This is a genomic window from Amycolatopsis sp. cmx-4-61, assembly GCF_046548775.1.
GTDB lineage: Bacteria > Actinomycetota > Actinomycetes > Mycobacteriales > Pseudonocardiaceae > Amycolatopsis.
This window is the reverse complement of the sequence record NZ_JAEBEI010000005.1, coordinates 23,894-43,085: the sequence shown is the minus strand read 5'-3', so window position 1 is coordinate 43,085 and position 19,192 is coordinate 23,894. Positions and strand designations below refer to the sequence as shown.

Annotated in this window: 17 protein-coding genes; 7 read left to right on the top strand and 10 right to left on the bottom strand. The window is 70.9% G+C overall.

What is annotated here, in order from left to right:
* Nucleotides 1-23 precede the first annotated feature (23 nt).
* Genes ACLJOU_RS17140 through kstD form a run of 6 tightly spaced genes read right to left on the bottom strand, consistent with a single transcriptional unit; the run spans nucleotide 24 to nucleotide 5,461 of the window.
* The gene (locus ACLJOU_RS17140; protein WP_410568440.1) at nucleotides 24-476 is read right to left on the bottom strand and encodes a riboflavin kinase; all 453 of its coding nucleotides are present in this window, start codon (nucleotides 474-476) and stop codon (nucleotides 24-26) included.
* A gap of 50 nt (nucleotides 477-526) precedes the next feature.
* Nucleotides 527-1,378: a MaoC/PaaZ C-terminal domain-containing protein gene (locus ACLJOU_RS17135; protein WP_410568439.1), complete on the bottom strand. Its 852-nt coding sequence runs from the start codon at nucleotides 1,376-1,378 to the stop codon at nucleotides 527-529.
* 10 nt (nucleotides 1,379-1,388) lie between these two features.
* Nucleotides 1,389-2,417: a 2Fe-2S iron-sulfur cluster-binding protein gene (locus ACLJOU_RS17130; protein WP_410568437.1), complete on the bottom strand. Its 1,029-nt coding sequence runs from the start codon at nucleotides 2,415-2,417 to the stop codon at nucleotides 1,389-1,391.
* A complete protein-coding gene (locus ACLJOU_RS17125; RefSeq protein ID WP_310974809.1) occupies nucleotides 2,410-2,667 on the bottom strand; it encodes a hypothetical protein in 258 nt (85 codons plus the stop codon). Before ACLJOU_RS17125 ends, ACLJOU_RS17130 begins: the two co-directional genes overlap by 8 nt.
* Entirely contained in the window at nucleotides 2,664-3,800 is a 1,137-nt protein-coding gene (locus tag ACLJOU_RS17120) for a Rieske 2Fe-2S domain-containing protein (protein WP_410568435.1), read from the bottom strand. The genes ACLJOU_RS17125 and ACLJOU_RS17120 overlap by 4 nt, the downstream gene beginning before the upstream one ends.
* Nucleotides 3,797-5,461 carry a 3-oxosteroid 1-dehydrogenase gene (gene kstD / locus ACLJOU_RS17115; RefSeq protein ID WP_410568433.1) on the bottom strand — a complete coding sequence of 555 codons (1,665 nt, stop codon included), beginning with the start codon at nucleotides 5,459-5,461 and terminating at the stop codon, nucleotides 3,797-3,799. The genes ACLJOU_RS17120 and kstD overlap by 4 nt, the downstream gene beginning before the upstream one ends.
* 100 nt (nucleotides 5,462-5,561) lie before the next feature.
* Here kstD and ACLJOU_RS17110 point away from each other — a divergent pair, with 100 nt between their 5' ends.
* The 7 genes from ACLJOU_RS17110 (at nucleotide 5,562) to ACLJOU_RS17080 (ending at nucleotide 14,249) form a co-directional block, all read left to right on the top strand.
* Complete coding sequence (locus ACLJOU_RS17110) at nucleotides 5,562-7,163, top strand: FAD-binding protein (RefSeq protein WP_410568431.1); 1,602 nt, start codon at nucleotides 5,562-5,564, stop codon at nucleotides 7,161-7,163.
* Nucleotides 7,164-7,191: 28 nt separating this feature from the next.
* Nucleotides 7,192-8,355: a 3-hydroxy-9,10-secoandrosta-1,3,5(10)-triene-9,17-dione monooxygenase oxygenase subunit gene (gene hsaA, locus ACLJOU_RS17105; RefSeq protein ID WP_410568429.1), complete on the top strand. Its 1,164-nt coding sequence runs from the start codon at nucleotides 7,192-7,194 to the stop codon at nucleotides 8,353-8,355.
* Nucleotides 8,355-9,200, top strand: a complete 846-nt coding sequence (gene hsaD / locus ACLJOU_RS17100) for a 4,5:9,10-diseco-3-hydroxy-5,9,17-trioxoandrosta-1(10),2-diene-4-oate hydrolase (protein ID WP_410568427.1) — start codon at nucleotides 8,355-8,357, stop codon at nucleotides 9,198-9,200. Before hsaA ends, hsaD begins: the two co-directional genes overlap by 1 nt.
* The gene (gene hsaC, locus ACLJOU_RS17095) at nucleotides 9,200-10,111 is read left to right on the top strand and encodes an iron-dependent extradiol dioxygenase HsaC (protein WP_410568425.1); all 912 of its coding nucleotides are present in this window, start codon (nucleotides 9,200-9,202) and stop codon (nucleotides 10,109-10,111) included. The genes hsaD and hsaC overlap by 1 nt, the downstream gene beginning before the upstream one ends.
* Nucleotides 10,108-10,647 carry a 3-hydroxy-9,10-secoandrosta-1,3,5(10)-triene-9,17-dione monooxygenase reductase subunit gene (hsaB, locus tag ACLJOU_RS17090; RefSeq protein WP_410568423.1) on the top strand — a complete coding sequence of 180 codons (540 nt, stop codon included), beginning with the start codon at nucleotides 10,108-10,110 and terminating at the stop codon, nucleotides 10,645-10,647. Before hsaC ends, hsaB begins: the two co-directional genes overlap by 4 nt.
* Nucleotides 10,648-10,776: 129 nt before the next feature.
* Entirely contained in the window at nucleotides 10,777-11,376 is a 600-nt protein-coding gene (locus ACLJOU_RS17085) for a hypothetical protein (protein ID WP_410568421.1), read from the top strand.
* A 56-nt stretch (nucleotides 11,377-11,432) separates the two neighbouring features.
* Complete coding sequence (locus ACLJOU_RS17080; protein ID WP_410568419.1) at nucleotides 11,433-14,249, top strand: transcriptional regulator; 2,817 nt, start codon at nucleotides 11,433-11,435, stop codon at nucleotides 14,247-14,249.
* A gap of 44 nt (nucleotides 14,250-14,293) precedes the next feature.
* Here the strand turns inward: ACLJOU_RS17080 and ACLJOU_RS17075 are convergent, their stop codons facing one another.
* From ACLJOU_RS17075 to ACLJOU_RS17060, 4 genes are all read right to left on the bottom strand, one after another.
* Nucleotides 14,294-14,548: a Smr/MutS family protein gene (locus ACLJOU_RS17075; protein ID WP_003092780.1), complete on the bottom strand. Its 255-nt coding sequence runs from the start codon at nucleotides 14,546-14,548 to the stop codon at nucleotides 14,294-14,296.
* Complete coding sequence (locus ACLJOU_RS17070; protein WP_410568416.1) at nucleotides 14,545-15,606, bottom strand: MBL fold metallo-hydrolase; 1,062 nt, start codon at nucleotides 15,604-15,606, stop codon at nucleotides 14,545-14,547. The genes ACLJOU_RS17075 and ACLJOU_RS17070 overlap by 4 nt, the downstream gene beginning before the upstream one ends.
* A gap of 9 nt (nucleotides 15,607-15,615) precedes the next feature.
* Nucleotides 15,616-16,632 carry a fatty acid desaturase family protein gene (locus tag ACLJOU_RS17065; RefSeq protein WP_410568415.1) on the bottom strand — a complete coding sequence of 339 codons (1,017 nt, stop codon included), beginning with the start codon at nucleotides 16,630-16,632 and terminating at the stop codon, nucleotides 15,616-15,618.
* Between the two features lie 183 nt (nucleotides 16,633-16,815).
* A complete protein-coding gene (locus tag ACLJOU_RS17060) occupies nucleotides 16,816-19,191 on the bottom strand; it encodes an ATP-binding cassette domain-containing protein (protein WP_410568413.1) in 2,376 nt (791 codons plus the stop codon).
* Nucleotide 19,192: the final 1 nt, after the last annotated feature.

The window sequence follows — 19,192 nt, the reverse complement described above, 5'->3', positions numbered from 1 at the left end:
GTGGATTCCGGCCGCGCCCAGCCTCAGCCCGCGACCCGCCGCACCTCGCCCGGCCCGCTTTCCCCCGGCTCCGGGAGCGAGGCAGCCGGGTGCTCCGCCGTCCACTGGCCGGCCACCGCGATGTCGTTCTTCAACGCCGTGATCAGGTCCTCCGCCGAGTCGTACTTCTGCTGCGCTCGCAGGCGCGACCCGAGCCACACCACCAGCGTCTCGCCGTAGAGGTTGCCGCTGAAGTCCAGGACGTGGGCCTCCAGCAGGCGGTAGCCGTCCGCGCCGTAGTACGTCGGGCGGCGGCCCACCGAGATCGCCGCCGGCAGGCGGGTGCCGTCCGGGCGGCCGATCCAGCCCGCCCACACCCCGTCGCCCAGGAAGCCGTCCTGGTCGCGCAGGGCGATGTTCGCCGTGGGGAAGCCCAGCTCGCGGCCGCGCTTGTCGCCCGGTTCGACCGTTCCCCGCACCACGAAGTATTCCGGCATTCGTCCTCCCGAGGTCTCCCTCCCACGGTAGCGGGCCCGGAGCGCGGCGTTCAGGAAGTGGACGACACCAGCACCGTGTCCGCCAGCACCGGCGCGTCGTCCCGCTCCGGCGCCGACGTCGTCACCAGCAGCCGGTCGCCGGAGCGCCACACCCGGATCCGCAGCGTCTCGCCCGGGAACACCACCCCGGCGAACTTCGCCGCGAACGACGCCACCCGTGCCGGGTCGCCGTCCAGGAACTCGTTCACCAGCACCCGCGCCACGATCCCGTACGTGCACAGCCCGTGCAGGATCGGCCGGTCGAACCCCGCCGTTCGGGCGAACGCCGGGTCCGCGTGCAGCGGGTTGCGGTCGCCGCAGAGGCGGTACAGCAGCGCCTGCTGCGGGAGGGTCGGCGTCTCCACGACGAAATCGGGCGCACGCGTCGGCCACTCGATCCGGTCCGACGGCCCCCGTGAGCCACCGAAGCCGCCCTCGCCACGGGCGAAGATGCTCGACCGGGCCGTCCACAGTGGATCGCCGGCCGACGACGTGACGGCGACCTCCTGGACCACGACCGCCGCCTTGCCCTTGTCGAAGACGTCGGCGATCCGCGACCGCGCCACCGCCTTGCCCTCGACCGGGATCGGCTGGTGCAGCGTGATCTCCTGCTTGCCGTGCAGCACCTTCGCCAGGTCGATCTCCACCCCGGGGAACGACACCGCCGGCGGGTCGAACACGCGGAGGTTGGCCGCGACCGTCGCGAAGGTCGGCAGCACCACGAGGTCCCGCTCGTAGGTGAACCGCAGCTCGTCCGGGCCCGCGCCGAGCGCCAGGTGGTAGAGCAGCACGTCCGACGACGTCCAGGCGAAGCTCACCTCGCCGATCTCGGCACCGATGGCGGCCGCGGGGTCGATGGGCACGCGGGACCTCCTATTCGTAGCTGATCGAGACCTCGTCGGTGACCGGCAGCGACTGGCAGGCCAGCACGATGCCGTCCGCCATGTCTTCGGCGTCGAGGACCTCGTTGTGCAGCATCTTCACCTCACCGGACACGACCCGGCAAGCGCAGGCGCTGCACTGCCCTTCGCGGCACGAGTACGGCGCGTCCATGCCGTCTTCCAGCAGCCGGTCCAGCAGCTTCCGCTGCCGGGGCCACGCCATCGACCGCGTCTGCCCGTCGAGGGTCACCGTCAGCGACGCCGGTGCCGCATCGGAAGGCTCTTCCTCGACGACGACGTCCTCGAACGGATTCCCGGTCAGCGACGTGAACTTCTCGACGTGCACCCGCTCCCGCGGCACGCCGAGCTGCCCGAGCGCCTCCCGCACGGCCGCCATGAACGGCGCCGGCCCGCACAGGAACGCCTCGTGCGACGTATGGGCCGAAGCCAGCCCGCGCAGCTGCGGGACGTCCGGCAGGCCCTGGACGCTTTCCAGCCAGTGGACGACGACCAGCCGATCGCCGTACCGCTTCGCCAAGGACGCCAGCTCGCCCGCGAAGATCACCGAGCGTTCGTCGCGGTTCGCGTAGACCAGCACGACCCGCCCCGACCCCTGCTCCAGCGCCGTCTTGAGGATCGCCATCACCGGCGTGATGCCGCTGCCCGCGGCGAACAGCAGGAAGTCCTCGTCCGCCGACGCCGGGGAGAACACCCCGGCCGGTGCCAGCACGTCGAGCTGCATGCCCGGCCGCAGGGACGAGCAGATCCAGCCGGACCCGTACCCGCCGTCGGTCCGCTTGACCGTGACCTGCACGCGGTTCTCGTGCGGCGCGCTCGAGAGCGAGTAGCACCGCGCCACCGAACCGGTCCGCTCGCTCGGGATCTTCAACGTCAGGAACTGCCCGGCGGAATAGCGGAACGCTTCGGTGTGCTCCGGAGGGATCTCGAAGACCACCGACCGCGCGTCCGGCGTTTCGACGACGACGTCGGCGACGGTCAGCGTGTAGACCCGCTCAGCCATCGGCCACCGCCAGCGTGCCCTCGCGCACGGCGTCGCCGATGCTGTCGGCCAGCTTCGGGCAGGTGTCGAGCAACGCCGAGGGGCCGTCGGCGTCCGCGAAGACCGGGCAGGTGTCGGCGGGCCGGGAGGTCCACTGGATGCTGGTGTGCTGGATGCTGTTCTTCTTCACCAGCACGCACGTTCCGCAGCTGCGGCACTCGTGTGGCCGCAGCCCGCCCGACAGGAACTCGGTCTGCTCGGCGGTCGTCACACTTCCGCCTCGGTCTTCTGCCGCGCCAGGTTCTCCGCGACCTCCGCCGCCCACGCCTCGTTCGCCTTCGTGGTGTCCACTTCGAACTCGAACCGCCGGGTCATCTCCTCGGTGACGTCGGCGGCGTCGACGTAGAACTGCTGGTACCACCGGCGGAGCTGGTAGACGGGACCGTCCTCTTCGCACAGCAGCGGGTTGTCGATCTGCGTCTTGTGCTTCCAGATCTCGACGTCCTGCAGGAACCCGGCGCCGATCCCGCGGGCCAGCTTCGCGGCGATCTTGTCCGCGTGCTCGTCGGAGATCCCCGGCAGCTTCTTCACCTTCATGCCGTACTGCAGCACGAACGACGTCGGCGTCACCGGGTAGTGGCAGTTGATGAGGACGCTCTCGATTTCGTAGCCCTGGAACGAGTTCACCAGCTTGTTGATCATGTAGGACGGCCCGAAGTACGACGCTTCCGACCGCAGCAGGTTGTCCTCGCCGCCGTAGTTCGAAGCCATGCCCATGTCCGGGCGGCCCTTGGTGTTGAGGTACTGCGTGGCGATGTGACCCTCGAACACGTTCTTGAAGTACGTCGGGTAGGCGTAGTGGATGTAGAAGAAGTGGGCCATGTCCACGACGTTGTCGATGATCTCCCGGCAGTTCGAGCCGTCGATGAAGATCTCGTCCCAGGTCCAGTTGCTCCACTCGTCGCTGTAGGCGGCTTCGATCCGGGGGATGGCCACCTCTTCGGGCGGCGGGTTGCCCTCCGGGTCGTGCCACACCAGCAGCTGGCCGTTCTGCTCCTCCGACGTCCACGACCGCGTCCGCGCGCGCAGCGGAACCCGTTTGGCGTAGGGGATCGAGACGCACTTGCCCGTGCCGTTCCAGCGCCAGTCGTGGAACGGGCAGGCCACCTCGTCGCCCTTGACGCTGCCCTGGGTCAGGTCGCCGCCCATGTGGCGGCAGTAGCCGTCGAGCACGTGCAGCCGCCCGGCCGAGTCCGCCCACACCACGAGTTTCGTTCCGAACGCCGTCACCGCGTGCGGTTTCCCGTCGCGGAAGTTCTCCGCCAGGCCCAGGCAGTGCCAGCCGCGGGCGAACCGGGTCGGCGGCTCACCGGCGTAGATGGTGCGTACCGAGTCCTGCGTCATCGCTGCCCTCCCGTGGTCCCCTGATCCTGGTTCGCCAGCCGCGCCGCCGCAAGGTAGCCGAACACCATGGCCGGGCCGATGGTCGCGCCCGGTCCGGCGTAGGTCCGGCCCATCACGGCTCCGCTGGCGTTGCCCGCGGCGAACAGGCCCGGCACGGCCGAGCCGTCTTCGCGCAGCACCTGCGCGTGCTCGTCGGTGCGCAGCCCGCCCTTGGTGCCCAGGTCGCCCGGGACGATCTTCACCGCGTAGAACGGCGCTTCGTCCAGGGGGCCGAGGCTGGGGTGGGGTTTGTTGCGCGGATCGCCGTAGTAGTGGTCGTACTTGCTGACCCCGCGGTGGAAGTCCTCGTCGACGCCGTTGCGGGCGAAGCCGTTGAAACGCTCGATGGTCGCTTCCAACGCGGCTGCCGGGACGGCGATCTTGGCCGCCAGCCCGGCGATCGAAGACGACTTCGCCGCGATCCCGGCCTTGAACCAGCGGCCGGGCAGCGGCTGGCGCGGCCCGATGCCGGTGAACATGTACCGGTCCTTGTAGCGCTGGTCGAACAGGAGCCAGGTCGGGATGTGCTCGCCGGGGCCGTCCCCGGAGCCGTACATCGCGTGCACGGCCTCGACGTACGGCGCCGACTCGTTGACGAACCGCTCGCCGCGCGCGTCGACCATGATGCTGCGCGGCCGCGAGCGCTCGGCGAGGGCGAACCACGGCCCGCCGGTGAGCGGCAGCGTGGGCCCCCACCAGGCGTCGTCCATGAGGTCGATGGCGGCGCCCAGCTTGAGGCCGGCGGTGATGCCGTCACCGGTGTTGGCGGCCGCGCCGACGGTCCAGTCGACGCCGATCGGGGCGCGCTGGTACTTCTCGCGCATCTCGAGGTTCCGCTCGAAGCCGCCGCTGGCGAGGAGCACGCCCCGTCGCGCGCCGACGACACCTTGCGGCGTGACGACGCCGGTGACGCGGTCGCCGTCGACCCGCAGGTCCACCAGCGGCGTGTTCAGCCGGACCTCGACGCCGGCCCGGGCCAGGCCCACCCGCAGGCCGGCCGCCAGTGCCTGGCCCATGCTCAGCAGCCGCTGCCCGCGGAGTTTCCCGACCAGCCACTGGCGGCCGAGCGACAGCAGCCGCAGCGCCCCGCGCGGGTGCCGGGCGAGCAGGCTCAGCCAGCGGTAGTCGGCCTGGGTGATCGGGACGCCGAGCGGGGGAGCGCTGTACGGCGGTTCGAGGTGGGCCAGCTCGGCACCGAGGAGCTTGCCGTCGAGGGCGGCCGGCTCGACCGACCGGCCGCCGGGGCGTCCGCCGGGGGCTTCGGGGTGGTAGTCGCTGTAGTCGCGGACCCAGCGGAACTCCAGGGGCGTGTGGTCGCAGACGAACCGCAGCACCTCGGGGCCGTGCGCGAGGAACGTGTCGCGCCGGACGGCCGGGACGACGTCCCCGACGATCGAGGCCAGGTACTCGCGCGCCCGTTCGGGGGGTTCCTCGATCCCGGCGGCGCGCAGGGCGTGGTTGCCGGGCAGCCAGACGCCGCCGCCGGAGCGGGCGGTCGAGCCGCCGAAGCAGGCGGCCTTCTCCAGGACGACGACGCTCAGGCCGTGGTGGGCCGCAGCCAGCGCGGCGGTCATCCCGGCGGCGCCGCTGCCGACCACGACGACGTCGAACTGCTCCGTCATGCCACCTCACCTGTAACGTGTTCCATCGAATAAGTATCCAGTTGGGAGCCGCTTTCGGTCACGATAGACGAGAACGTGTTGCAGTTCTAGGGTAGCGACCATGGACGCACTCGTCGCGGACGTGGTCATCGTGGGGTTCGGGGCGGCGGGCGCCTGCGCCGCGCTCGAAGCGGCCGACGCGGGCGCCGACGTCGTCATCGTCGAGCGCTTCGCCGGCGGAGGGGCCAGCGCGGTCAGCGGTGGCGTCGTCTACGCCGGCGGCGGGACCGGCCAGCAGCTCGACGCCGGTGTCGACGACTCGGTCGAGGCGATGTACGCCTACCTGCGGATGGAGACCGGCGACGTCGTCTCGGAGCGGACGCTGCGGCGGTTCTGCGAGGGCAGCCGCGAGATGATCGCCTGGCTGGAGGGCAACGGCGTGCCGTTCGAGGGCAGCCTGTGCCCGTACAAGACGTCGTACCCGAGCGACGCCCACTACCTGTACTACTCCGGCAGCGAGGCCGCCGGCGGGTTCCGCGACGCCGCGAAACCGGCGCCGCGCGGCCACCGGGTCAAGGGGCCCGGGACCTCGGGGAAGCTGCTGATGGCGCGGCTCGAAGCGGCCGTGCGCGCCCGCGGCATCCGGGTGCTGACCCAGACGACCGCGCGCAGCCTGATCCGCGACGACGCCGGCCGCGTCACCGGGCTCGTCGCCGACACCCTGGGTGCTGCCCCGGCGTCGATCAAGGCGGGGCACCAGCGCTTCGCGCGGTACGCCGCCAAGCCCGGGATCTACGTGCCGTCCCTGCGCAGGTCGCTGCACCGGCGTGTCGAGCGGTTCGAACGCGCGCACGGCCGTGAGCTGCGGATTTCCGCCCGGCGCGGGGTGGTGCTGGCGGCGGGCGGGTTCATCGCGAACCGGGAGATGGTCCGCGAGCACGCCCCGGCGTACCGCGGCGGGCTCCCGCTCGGCACCTCCGCCGACGACGGTTCGGGCATCCGGCTGGGTGTCGAGGCCGGCGGCGCGACCGGCGAGCTCGGCCGGATCTCCGCGTGGCGGTTCATCACGCCGCCGAGCGCGTTCCTCGGCGGCATCATCGTCGACGCCACGGGCCGGCGGGTCATCGACGAGTCCCGGTACGGCGCCGCGGTGGGCGAGAAGCTCATCGAGGAGCACGGGAGCCAGGGCTGGCTGCTCGTCGACGCGCCGATCGTCGCCGAGGCGCGGCGGGACACGAAGGCGCAGAGCCAGTGGTTCCAGGGGCTGCAGCTGCGGTACCTGCTGCGGCGCGGCCGCGTCACCGGGGCGACGGTCGAAGAGGTGGCGCGCAAGGCCGGCGTCGACCCGCAGGGGCTGCGCGCGAGCGTCGAGGCCTACCACGGCGACCGGGACCCGCTGGGCAAGCCCGCCGAGTTCGCGCGGCGGCTGGACCACCCGCCGTACTCGCTCATCGACATCTCGGTGCGGCCGAACCTCGGGTACCCGACGCCGATGCTGACCCTCGGCGGCCTGGTCGTCGACGAGGACACCGGCGCGGTGCGGAGCGCGGCGGGGGCGCCGATCCCCGGGCTGTACGCCGCCGGCCGCACCGCCGTGGGAATCTGTTCCAGGTCCTACGTGAGTGGCCTGTCCCTGGCCGACTGCGTGTTTTCCGGCCGCAGAGCGGGGATCAACAGTGCCCTGGCGCAGGGCGTTCTCGACAAAAACGAGAACGTGTTCTAGTCTTGCGGCAGCGAGCGAAGGAGTACGCATGAGCGAGCAGGTGATCGCCGGGGTCCGGGACCTCCTGCCGGTCCTGCGGGAACGGGCCCAGGACGCCGAGGACGCGCGCCGCGTTCCCGAGGAGTCCGTCAAGGCCCTGCAGGAAACCGGGTTCTTCAAGCTGCTGCAGCCGAAACTCCACGGGGGCTTCGAGGCCGACCCGGTGAGCTTCTACACCGCGGTCAAGCTGATCGCGAGCGCGTGCGGGTCCACCGGCTGGGTCGCCTCCATCCTCGGCGTCCACCCGTGGCACGTGGCGCTATTCGACGCGCAGGCGCAGCAGGAGGTCTGGGGCGAGGACCAGGACGTGCGGATCTCCTCGTCGTACGCGCCGATGGGCAAGGCCGAGGTCGTCGACGGCGGCTACCGGCTCTCGGGCCGGTGGAGCTTCTCCTCCGGGTCCGACCACTGCACGTGGGTGCTGCTCGGCGGGCCCGCGTTCGCCGGTGGCAAGCCGGTCGACTTCTGCACCTACCTGCTGCCGATCGCCGACTACTCCATCGTGGACGTCTGGGACACGATCGGCCTGCGCGGCACCGGCTCGAACGACATCGTCGTCGAGGACGTCTTCGTGCCGCAGCACCGGGCGCTGAGCTTCATCGCGACGTCGAAGTGCAAGGTGCCGGGCCAGGCCGTCAACCCCGGGCCGCTGTACCGCCTCCCGTACGGTTCGGTGCACCCGACCACGATCACCGCGCCGATCATCGGCATGGCCCAGGGCGCGTACGACGCGCACGTCGAGCACCAGCGCAAGCGCGTCCGGGCGGCGTACGCGGGCGAGCAGTCCAAAGAGGACCCGTTCGCCAAGGTGCGGATCGCCGAGGCGGCCAGCGAGATCGACGCCGCCTGGCTGCAGCTGACCCGCAACATCGAGGAGCTGTACGAACTCGCCAAGCGCGGGGAACGGCTGCCCGCGGACCTGCGGCTGCGCGTCCGGCGCGACCAGGTGCGCGGCACGGAACGCGCGATCGCGGCGATCGACCGGCTCTTCGAGAACTCCGGCGGCCGCGCGATCCAGCGCGGGACGCCGATCCAGCGCTTCTGGCGCGACGCGCACGCGGGCCGCGTCCACGCGGCCAACGACGCCGAGCGCGCGTACGTCATGTACGGCACCGGGGCCTTCGGGCTCCCCGTCGAGAACGCGATGTACTGATGGCCGCACCCGAAGGCAAGTACGTCCAGGCCGGTCCGCTGAAGCTGCACTACCACGAGGCCGGCGCCGAACACGCCGAAACGGTCGTCCTCCTGCACGGCGGCGGGCCCGGCGCCTCGGCGTGGAGCAACTTCGGCCGCAACCTGCCGGAATTCGCCAAGCACTACCGGACGATCGCCGTCGACCAGCCCGGCTTCGGGCGGTCGGACAAGCCGACCGAGCACCCGCAGTACTTCCGGCACAGCGCCGACGCCGTAATCGGCCTGATGGACGCCCTCGACATCGAAACCGCCCACTTCGTCGGCAATTCGCTCGGCGGGGGCGCGGCCGTGCGGCTCGCGCTGAACCACGGCAAGCGGGCCGGGCGGCTGGTGCTGATGGGGCCGGGCGGGCTGAGCGTCAACCTGTTCGCGCCGGACCCGACCGAAGGCGTCAAGAACCTCGGGCGGTTCGCGGGCAAGCCGTCGCGCGAGCGGATGGAAGCCTTCCTGCGGATCATGGTGCACGACCAGAGCCTGGTCACCGACGAGCTGATCGACGACCGGTTCGCCGCCGCGAACACCCCGGAGTCGCTGGCCGCGATGCGCGCGATGGGGATGTCGTTCGCGCAGCCGGACACCTACGAAGAAGGCATGCTCTGGCGCGAAGCCCACCGCTTGCGCCAGCGCGTGCTGCTGATCTGGGGCCGCGAGGACCGCGTCAACCCCCTGGACGGCGCGCTCGTGGCTCTCAAGACGATTCCGCGCGCGCAGCTGCACGTGTTCGGCGGCTGCGGGCACTGGGCCCAGCTGGAGAAGTTCGACGAGTTCAACCGGCTGGCCCTCGACTTCCTCGGGAGTTCCTGATGGGCATCCGGTCACTGGGCTACCTCCGCATCGAAGCCACCGACATGGCCGCGTGGCGCGAATACGGGCTCAAGGTGCTCGGCATGGTCGAAGGCAGCGGCACCGACCCGGACGCGCTCTACCTGCGCATGGACGACTTCCCGGCGCGGCTGGTCATCTCGCCCGGCGACGCGGACCGGCTGGCCGTCACCGGCTGGGAGGTCGCGCACGCCGGCGAGCTCGCCGAGCTGCGGTCGCGATTGGACAGTGCGTCGGTGCCGTACAAGGAGGGCACGCCGGACGAGCTGGCCGACCGCCGCGTCGACGAGCTGATCAGCTTCGACGACCCGTCCGGCAACACCCAGGAGGTGTTCCACGGCGTCGCGCTGCAGCACCGCCGCGTGGTCAGCCCGTACGGCCACAGGTTCGTCACCGGTGAACAGGGTCTCGGCCACGTCGTTTTGTCTACAAAGGATGACGAGGCGTCGCTGCGGTTCTACCGGGACGTCCTCGGCTTCCGGCTGCGCGACTCGATGCGCCTGCCGCCGCAGCTGGTCGGCCGCCCCGCCGACGGCCCGCCCGCGTGGCTGCGGTTCTTCGGCTGCAACCCGCGCCACCACAGCCTCGCGTTCCTGCCGATGCCGACGCCGTCCGGGATCGTGCACCTGATGGTCGAGGTGGAGAACACCGACGACGTCGGGCTGTGCCTCGACCGCGCGATCCGGCGCAAGGTGCCGATGTCGGCCACCCTCGGCCGGCACGTGAACGACCTGATGCTGTCGTTCTACATGAAGACCCCGGGCGGCTTCGACGTCGAGTTCGGCTGCGAAGGCCGCCAGGTCGACGACGACAACTGGATCGCCCGCGAGAGCACCGCGGTGTCGCTGTGGGGCCACGACTTCTCGGTCGGCGCGCGGCCCCCGGGCGCATGACCTCCGTGGCGGTCGACCGGACCGGGTTCCGCAGCGTGCTCGGGCACTTCTGCACGGGCGTCACGGTGGTCACCGGCCGGGACGGCGACACGCTCGCCGGGTTCGCCTGCCAGTCGTTCGCCGCGCTGTCGCTGGACCCGCCGCTGGTGCTGTTCTGCCCGGCCCGCACCTCGCGGACGTGGCCGGTGCTGGCCGCGGCGGGCCGGTTCGCGGTCAACGTGCTGGCCGAGGACCAGCAGGAAGTCAGCGCGGTGTTCGGCGCCCGCGGCGAAGACAAGTTCGCCCGGTTCGGCTGGACGCCCGCGCCGTCCGGTGCACCCCTGCTCGACGGCGCCCTGACGTGGATCGACTGCGCACTGGAAGCGGTGCACGAAGCCGGCGACCACTACGTCGTCATCGGCCGGGTGACCGCGCTCGGCGCGCCGTCGGACGCGCGCCCGCTGCTGTTCCACCGCGGCCGCTACTCGGTCACCGAACCGGTCCGGGACGCGTTTTCGGCGCTGATGCCCTGGCCCCGCCCCGACGACTGGCTGTGACCGGTTCCCACGAGCGGGTGGTTGTGCACCGGTTCACAGGTGGGCCGCATCCCATTGACGAGAGAAAGCCGAGCCCCGGCGCGCACACTGTTACCGAGAAGACATCTTCCCGGGAGGAGTGAGTCGCGCATGCGTGGGCCCAGCGGACGAATCGCCCGGTTCGGGCGCCGGGTGCGCCCCGGCCGCAACCCGCTGGCCCGAGCGGGCGACCGCGTCGAAGCCTTCCTGCTGCTCCTGGCCATCGCGGGGGCGATCCTCGCGATCCCGTTCGCGGCGGCGTTCGGCTCCGAGACGTACGCGGCCCAGACGGCCCGCGCGGCGGAGGAGCGCACCACCCGCCACCCCGCCACCGCCGTTTCGCTCGCGGCGGCGTCCGGCCAGTCGTACAGCACCGACGGCGCGGGCGCCCCGGCCGACCAGACCACGGTCCCGGCGGCCTGGTTCGACGCGCGCGGCACCCGCCACACCGGCGAGGTCCTCACGGACGCGGGCAGCCCGGCGGGCACCCGCGTGCCGGTGTGGCTGGACCAGCGCGGCGAGCTGACGACCGAACCCCTGACCCCCTCGACGTCGGCCGCGGACGGCGTGTTCGCGGCGATCCTGCTGTGGGCGGCGATCACGGGGGGACTGGTGGGGTTGTACGCCGCCGTACGGTTCGTCCTGTCCCGCCTCCACGCGGCGGCCTGGGACCGCGCGTGGGCGCAGGCCCGCCACGACAGCCGGTTCTGACCCCGCGAGCTTGATTCGCCCGGCCGGCCGGCCCCGGTCGGATAAGGTACCTCTCCGTGACCGCTCCGGAACAATTCCCCCTCAGGGGCCGCCGGGTGGCACCGGCGGCGGTCGGCAGCACTTCCGACAGCTTGGTCGAGGAGCTTCGTGGCAGGCTTCCCGCCTTGGCGGAGCAGGTGCTGGACGAACTCGAACCCCAGCTCGCCCGGGACTTTCCGGCAGCTGATCCCCGCGCTCTTCGTGCCGACGTGGTCAAGCGAGTGGCCGAGGACGGTCTCGCGTTGCTCAGCGACACGAACAATCAGATCGCCCAGTTGAGGCGCGCTCGCAAGGCACTGGCCGCGCAGGACGATCCGACGGTGCCACCGGCCGACGGGCCGGACCGCCGGGACAAGGTCGCTCACGCCGCGCTCGGCGCGGCCATGTGGGTGGGCGTCATCAGCCCGCTCGTCTTCTGGCAACTGCTTCAGCTCCCGTTGAGCTCGGCGGCCCATTTCTGGGTGTCGGTGGCCGTTGTGGTGGGAGGCCTGGTCCTGCTCTGGCCCGCCAAGGTGGCGGTGGCGCGGGCCGGCCGCAGGCTTGGTGGCCGGCTGGCCCGAGGCGGCGCAGGCTGGCCGTGGGTCGTCGGGTTCCCGACGGTGTACCTGATGTCGCTCTGGCGGCTCGGGTCCTCTTCCCGAGAAGACGTGGGTACCTTCTGGGCCTACGTGATCTGGATTTCCGCGGCTCTGGTCACCGCCTTCCTGACGGCAATCGCGTACTTCGCGACCACCACCCCCGAGCCGGGCGAAACGGAGGGGCATCGCATCCCCCGCTCGGTCGTCGGCCGGGAGTGGGTCGTCACCCTGGCCGCCTTCGCCGTCTTCGCGCCGTTACTCACCGGCGTGGTGCCTGTCCCGGGGCCGGAATGGGTGGCGTGGCTGGCCGCCGATGTCCTGTCGCTGTTGGTGATGGTCCTCGGAGGGCCGTTGGCCCTCGGCTGGGCGGTGCCTGCCCGGTTCTCGCGGGACGAGACCCGTCGCGGCAGCCGTGGGTGGACCCAGCAGCGGGCCCGGCTGTCCGGCGAGCTTGCCGCGGCGGAGCACGCGTGGCGGGAAGCGGCCGAGGAGCCCGTTCGGCAGTGGGTCCTCCAGCACATCAACGCGATGCGCAATCCACCTTTCGGCACCAGACTGCCCGCCTACGACCGAGCCGCACTCGGCCAGATGCGGGCCGGTGACCGGATCGTCAAGAACACCGCGGCGGGCAAGCGGCTGGAGTCGGTGCTGGCGGGCATAAGCGGCGGCGCGATCGGGGTGGCCGGTCCGCGGGGTGCGGGTAAGTCCACGTGGCTCGAGGCTTATCGAGATCGCCGGCTCCTCGACGTGGACAGTGCACACATCGCGTTGCTTGAGAGCGTGCCGGTGCGCTACGACGTGCGTGAGTTCGTTTTGTACTTGTACGCACGGATGTGCAGCGCCGTTGTCGCTTTTTGCGACGAACGCGGCGTCGACACCGCCGAACGGCCGGACCCGTGGCCCGGGTGGCGCGCCCGGCTCCGCCGCTGGTGGCCGTCCGTGGCGATCGTGGCGGCGTGGCTGGTCCTCGGAATCGCGGGTTCGGCGTGGTTGCGCGACCCGAAGGCCGACATCAGGGCGTGGCTTTCCTCCTTGTGGTGGCCCCTGGTCTCGCTGCTCACGGTCGGGGGTCTCCTCGCGGTCGCAGTACGCCACCGGCCCGCCACCCCGTCCGCGGCTCCGCCGGCCTGGCAGGTGAAGCAGGGAAGGCCGCGGGTGGACGGCCTGCCCGCCTTGCGCCGCCTCGCGGTGGATCGGCTCGAGGCAATCGAGTTCCAGCAGAAACACACCGCGGGCTGGTCGGGGAAGGTCGGCGTGCTGGTTGGTGGCGAAGTGGGGCTCAGCGGCTCCCGCGAACTGACCAGGCAACCACGCACCTACCCGCAGATAGTCCGCGATTTCAGCGACTTCCTCGATGCGACGATCGACTGCGTGGCGCGGGAGCCCAATGTTGCCACCCCGTCGGTGGTGATCATCCTCGACGAGCTCGACAAGATCGCGTCACCGGAGGCCGCCCAGGACTTCGTGAACGAGGTCAAGGCGCTTTTCGACCTCGACGTTCCGGGGTTCCTGTTGCTCGTCTCGGTGTCCGAGGACGCCCTCGCGTCGTTCGAGCGGCGGGGTCTGCCGGTACGGGACGCCTTCGACAGTGCCTTCGACATCATTTTCCGGCTGGAGTACCTGACCCTCGACGACGCGCGGCAAGTGCTGAACAATCGCATTGTTGCGCTGCCCGAACCGTTCGTGTGTCTTTGCCACTGCCTGGCGGGCGGCTTGCCCCGAGAGCTGATTCGCGTGGCCCGGCAGATGATCAGCGACAGTGGCTCGCTTCGGGCTGTCTCACGCCGTTTGGTCGGCGACGACCTGCGCGACAAACGTGGTGCGCTGCGCACGGTCGTCGCGCGCGGTGCGTACGACGACGTCCTGGTGAGTGAGCTGGTCCGCCACGTCGACGCACACATCGTCGCCGACGCGGAGGTGTTGCTGCACGCGGTCCGGCGACCACCGATCACCGTAGGCCTCGCGGCCGAGCCGGACCCACTGTCCCGGCTGCAGCTGGAAACCCTCGGGTACCTCTACTACCTGGGAACCGTGCTGGAAGTGTTCGACGACGGGTTCAGCCCGGCGGATCTCGAACGCGGCCATACCGAGGGTGACGCGTCGTTCGACACGCTCAGCTCGGTACGCCAGCTGTTTCCCGTCAATGCCCGTCTCGCTTGGCTGACGGTGAGCGCCTTCAGGCAGGCGTGGAAACTCGAAACCGTCCCGCCGCCCGGCACGGCCGAGGGGCAGCGCGTCGATGGCCGGGCGACCTGACGGTGCCCGGCCGGAAGCGGCAGCCGACTGGATGACCCGCTCCGTCACTTCCAGCGGAAGTGCACGAACACCCGGCCGAAGTTGTCCTTGTCCTTCTCGACCCGGTGGTAGAGCGCCTTGACGTCCTTGCGCTCGAGGAACCGCAGCACGTGCTTCTTCAGCTGACCCGACCCCTTGCCGGGGATGATCTCGACCAGCGGCGCCTTCTTGGCGACGGCCTCGTCGATGATCGCGCGCAGGGCCCGGTCGATTTCGCCCCCGCGGTTGTAGATGTCGTGCAGGTCCAGTTTCAGCTTCACAGCGCCTGCCACCAGCCGTCCACCGCCGGGGGTGCGGTCGCGTCGATGCGTTCGCCCGGGCGGGGGATGGCCAGCGGGAGGTCCGCCTCCTTCGCTTCGCTCCACACCCGGTCGGCCGGCTCGCCCCACGGGTGCATCGCCAGCTGGAACGTCGCCCAGTGCACCGGGACCAGCAGCTTCGCCCGGACGTCCAGGGCCGCCGCGACGCCCTCTTCCGGCGTCATGTGGATGTCCGGCCAGTGCGGGGCGTACGCGCCGATCTGGATCAGGGCCGCGTCGAACGGGCCCTGCTCGGCGCCGATGGCCGCGAACCCGGCGAAGTACCCCGTGTCACCGCTGTAGAACACCCGGTGCTCCGGGCCCAGCACCGCCCACGACGTCCACAGCGTGTCGTCGTTCGTGATGCCGCGGCCGGAGAAGTGCTGGGCCGGTGTCGCGACGAACCGGACACCCGCCACCGTCGCTTCTTCGTGCCAGTCGAGCTCGATGATCCGGCCGGCCGGGACGTGCCAGCGCTCCAGGTGCGCACCCACCCCGAGCGGCACGAGGAACGGGGCGTCGGAGGAGCCGACGAGCGCGCGGACCGTGGCCAGGTCCAGGTGATCGTAGTGGTCGTGGGAGATCACGACCGCGTCGATCCGGCCGAGGGCCGACAGCGGCACCGGCGGCTCGTGCAGCCGCCGTGGGCCGGCGAACGCCGCGGGGGAGACGCGGTCGCTCCACACCGGGTCGAGCAGCACGCGGGCGCCGTCCAGCTCGACCAGCGCCGACGCGTGGCCGTACCAGGTGAGGTGCAGGCCGTCCGCCGACTCGACCGGCGCGGCCGCGACCAGCGGCACCGCGCCGGCCGGTTTGCGCAGCTCACGGTGCTCGCCGAAGAACATCTCGCGGAAGATGGTCCGCATCGCCGCCGCGGTCATGGGGTGCCGCGGCGCCGCGTTGCGGAACACCTTGCCGTCGAACTGCGGCGAGGAGCGCACCCGCTCGGCCCGCGCGCCGGTGGCCTTCGCGCCGAACGCCGCCGGCAGGTCACGCAGGGCGTCGATCGTCTTCCTCATGCCCCGAGTCTACGAACGGTTCCTGAGAGGCGCCCCAGTTTCGTGCAGGTGGGTGAGGGCCTGCCGGTAGGACTCGACGAGGCTCGTCTGCAGGTACGGGACGCCCAGCTCGGCGCAGTAGGCCTGGACGATCGGCTGCGCCCGCCGCAGGTGCGGCGACGGCATGCTCGGGAACAGGTGGTGCTCGATCTGGTAGTTGAGGCCGCCGAGGGCGACGTCGGTGACGAGGCCGCCGCGCACGTTGCGCGAGGTGAGCACCTGCTTGCGGAGGAAGTCGAGCTCGGGGCGCCCGGTCAGCGTCGGCATGCCCTTGTGGTTGGGCGCGAAGATCGATCCCATGTAGACACCCCACAGTCCCTGGTGGACGGCGAAGAACAGCAGCGCCATGCCGGGGGAGAGGACGGTGAACAGCGCGCCGGAGTAGAGGACGAAGTGCGCGGCCAGCAGCGCGGCCTCGGTCTTGCGGTGGCGCAGCCCCGGCCTGCGGACCGCGCGGACGCCGGACCAGTGCAGGTTCAGGCCTTCGAGGGTGAGCAGCGGGAAGAACAGGAAGGCCTGGTACCGCCCGATGAACCGCGGCACCCCGCGGCTGGCGCGCGCCTGGTCCTTCGACCAGACGAGGATGTCCGGGTCGACGTCGGGATCGAGTTCCTCGTGGTTCGGGTTGGCGTGGTGGCGGGTGTGCTTGTCCATCCACCAGCCGTAGCTCATCCCGATCCCGAGGTCCCCGGCGAGCATCCCGGCGATTTCGGTGGGCCGCCGTCGCCGGAAGACCTGCCTGTGCGCGAGATCGTGCGAGAGCAGGGCGACCTGCCCGAACACGACGGCCATGAAGGCCGCGACGGCGAGCTGCCACCAGGAGTTCCCGAGCAGGGCGAAGGCCACCCACCCGGCGGCGAACAACCCGGCGACAACGGCGATCCGGGCGGTGTAATACCCGGGACGGCGCCTCATCAGGCCGGCGGCGGAGATGCGGTGGCTCAGCCGGGCGAAGTCGCTGCCGACGTGGTTCTCGGTGGTGGTCACGCCCCGAGTCTTCGCGGCGGGAGGCCGCGCCGGAATGCGGTGCGCTCGACGGACTTTCCGGGGGCCAGCCCTACCGGCCGCCCTGGTATACCGCGCCCCAATGTGGCCTTGGGTGCGTCAGACGCACCCAAGGCGGCCTTCGGTGCGTCAGACGCACCCAAGGCCGCCTTGGGGCGCTTGGACTCAGCCCACGTACTCCGCGAGGTGCTTCCCCGTCAAAGTCTTCTTCCGCGCCTTCACCAGCTGCGCCGGCGTGCCCTCGAACACGATCCGGCCGCCGTCGTGGCCGGCTCCCGGGCCGAGGTCGACGATCCAGTCCGCATGGGCCATCACCGCCTGGTGGTGCTCGATCACGATCACCGACTTGCCCGAATCGACCAGCCGGTCCAGCAGGCCCAGCAACTGCTCGACGTCCGCCAGGTGCAGGCCCGCCGTGGGCTCGTCCAGCACGTACACCCCGCCCTGCTCCGCCATGTGCGTCGCCAGCTTGATCCGCTGCCGCTCACCGCCGGAGAGCGTCGTCAAGGGCTGGCCCAGGGTCAGGTAACCGAGGCCGACGTCGGACAGGTGGGTCAGGATCCTGTGCGCCGCCGGGAGCGCCGCGTCGCCGGCCGAGAAGAATTCCAGCGCCGAAGACACCGGCATCGCGAGCACCTCGCTGATGTCCCGGCCGCCGAAGGTGTACTCCAGCACGTCGGCGTTGAACCGCTTGCCCTCGCACACCTCGCACGGCGTCGCGGTGCCCGCCATGATCCCCAGGTCCGTGTACACGACACCGGCGCCGTTGCAGTTCGGGCACGCGCCCTCGGAATTCGCGCTGAACAGCGCCGGCTTCACGCCGTTGGCCTTGGCGAACGCCTTGCGGATCGGCTCCAGCAGGCCGGTGTACGTCGCCGGGTTGCTCCGGCGCGAGCCGCGGATGCCCGTCTGGTCGACCGTCACCACGCCTTCGCCGCCGGACACCGAACCGTGGATCAGCGAGCTCTTGCCCGAGCCCGCCACCCCGGTCACGACCACCAGCACGCCGAGCGGGAGGTCGACGTCGACGTCCTGCAGGTTGTGCGTCGACGCGCCGCGCACCTCGAGGAACCCCGACGGCGTGCGCACCGACGGCTTCAGCGACGCCCGGTCGTCCAGGTGCCGCCCGGTCAGCGTCCTGCTCTTCCGCAGACCGTCCACAGTGCCCTCGAAGACGATCTCGCCGCCCTCGGTGCCGGCGCGCGGGCCGAGGTCGACGACGTGGTCGGCGATCGCGATCGCCTCGGGCTTGTGCTCCACGACCAGCACCGTGTTGCCCTTGTCGCGCAGCTGCAGCAGCAGGTCGTTCATGCGCCGGATGTCGTGCGGGTGCAGGCCGATGGTCGGCTCGTCGAACACGTACGTGACGTCGGTGAGCGACGACCCGAGGTGCCGGATCATCTTGGTGCGCTGGGCTTCCCCGCCCGAGAGTGTCCCGGATGGACGGTCGAGCGAGAGGTAGCCGAGCCCGATCTCGACGAACGAGTCGAGCGTGTGCTTCAGCGCGTCCAGCAGCGGCGCCACCGACGGCTCGGACAGCTTCCCGACCCACGCCGCGAGGTCGCTGATCTGCATCGCGCACGCGTCGGCGATGCTGATCCCGCCGATCTTCGACGACCGCGCTTCGGCCGACAGCCGGGTGCCGTCGCAGTCCGGGCAGGTCTGGAACGTCACCGCCCGCTCGACGAACGCGCGGATGTGCGGCTGCATCGCGTCGACGTCCTTGGACAGGAACGACTTCTGGATCGCCGGGACCAGCCCCGAGTAGGTGAGGTTGATGCCGTCGACTTTGATCTTCGTCGGTTCCTTGTACACCAGGTCGTTGAACTGCTTCTTGGTGAACTTCTTGATCGGCTTGTCCGGGTCGAAGAAGCCGGAGCCGCGGAAGATGCGGCCGTACCAGCCTTCCATGCTGTAGCCCGGGATCGTGATCGCGCCTTCGTTGAGGGACTTGTTCTCGTCGAACAGCGCGGTGAGGTCGATGTCGTTGACCTTGCCGCGGCCCTCGCAGCGCGGGCACATGCCGCCGGTGATGCTGAAGCTGCGGCGTTCCTTGATCTGCCGTCCGCCCTTTTCGACGGTGACCGCGCCCGCGCCGCTGATCGAGGCCACGTTGAACGAAAACGCCTGCGGCGAACCGATGTGCGGGGTGCCGAGCCGGCTGAACAGGATGCGCAGCATCGCGTTCGCGTCGGTCGCCGTGCCGACCGTGGAGTGCGGGTTGGCGCCCATCCGCTCCTGGTCGACGATGATCGCGGTGGTGATCCCGTCGAGGACGTCGACGTCGGGGCGGGCCAGCGTCGGCATGAACCCCTGCACGAAGGTGCTGTAGGTCTCGTTGATCAGCCGCTGCGACTCGGCGGCGATCGTGCTGAACACCAGCGAGCTCTTGCCGGATCCGGAGACCCCGGTGAACACCGTCAGCCGCCGCTTGGGCAGCTCGACGCTGACGTCCTTGAGGTTGTTGACGCGCGCGCCGTGGACGCGGATCAGGTCGTGGCTGTCGGCCACGTGCGCGGTCTTCCTCGTGGGCTTGGTCATC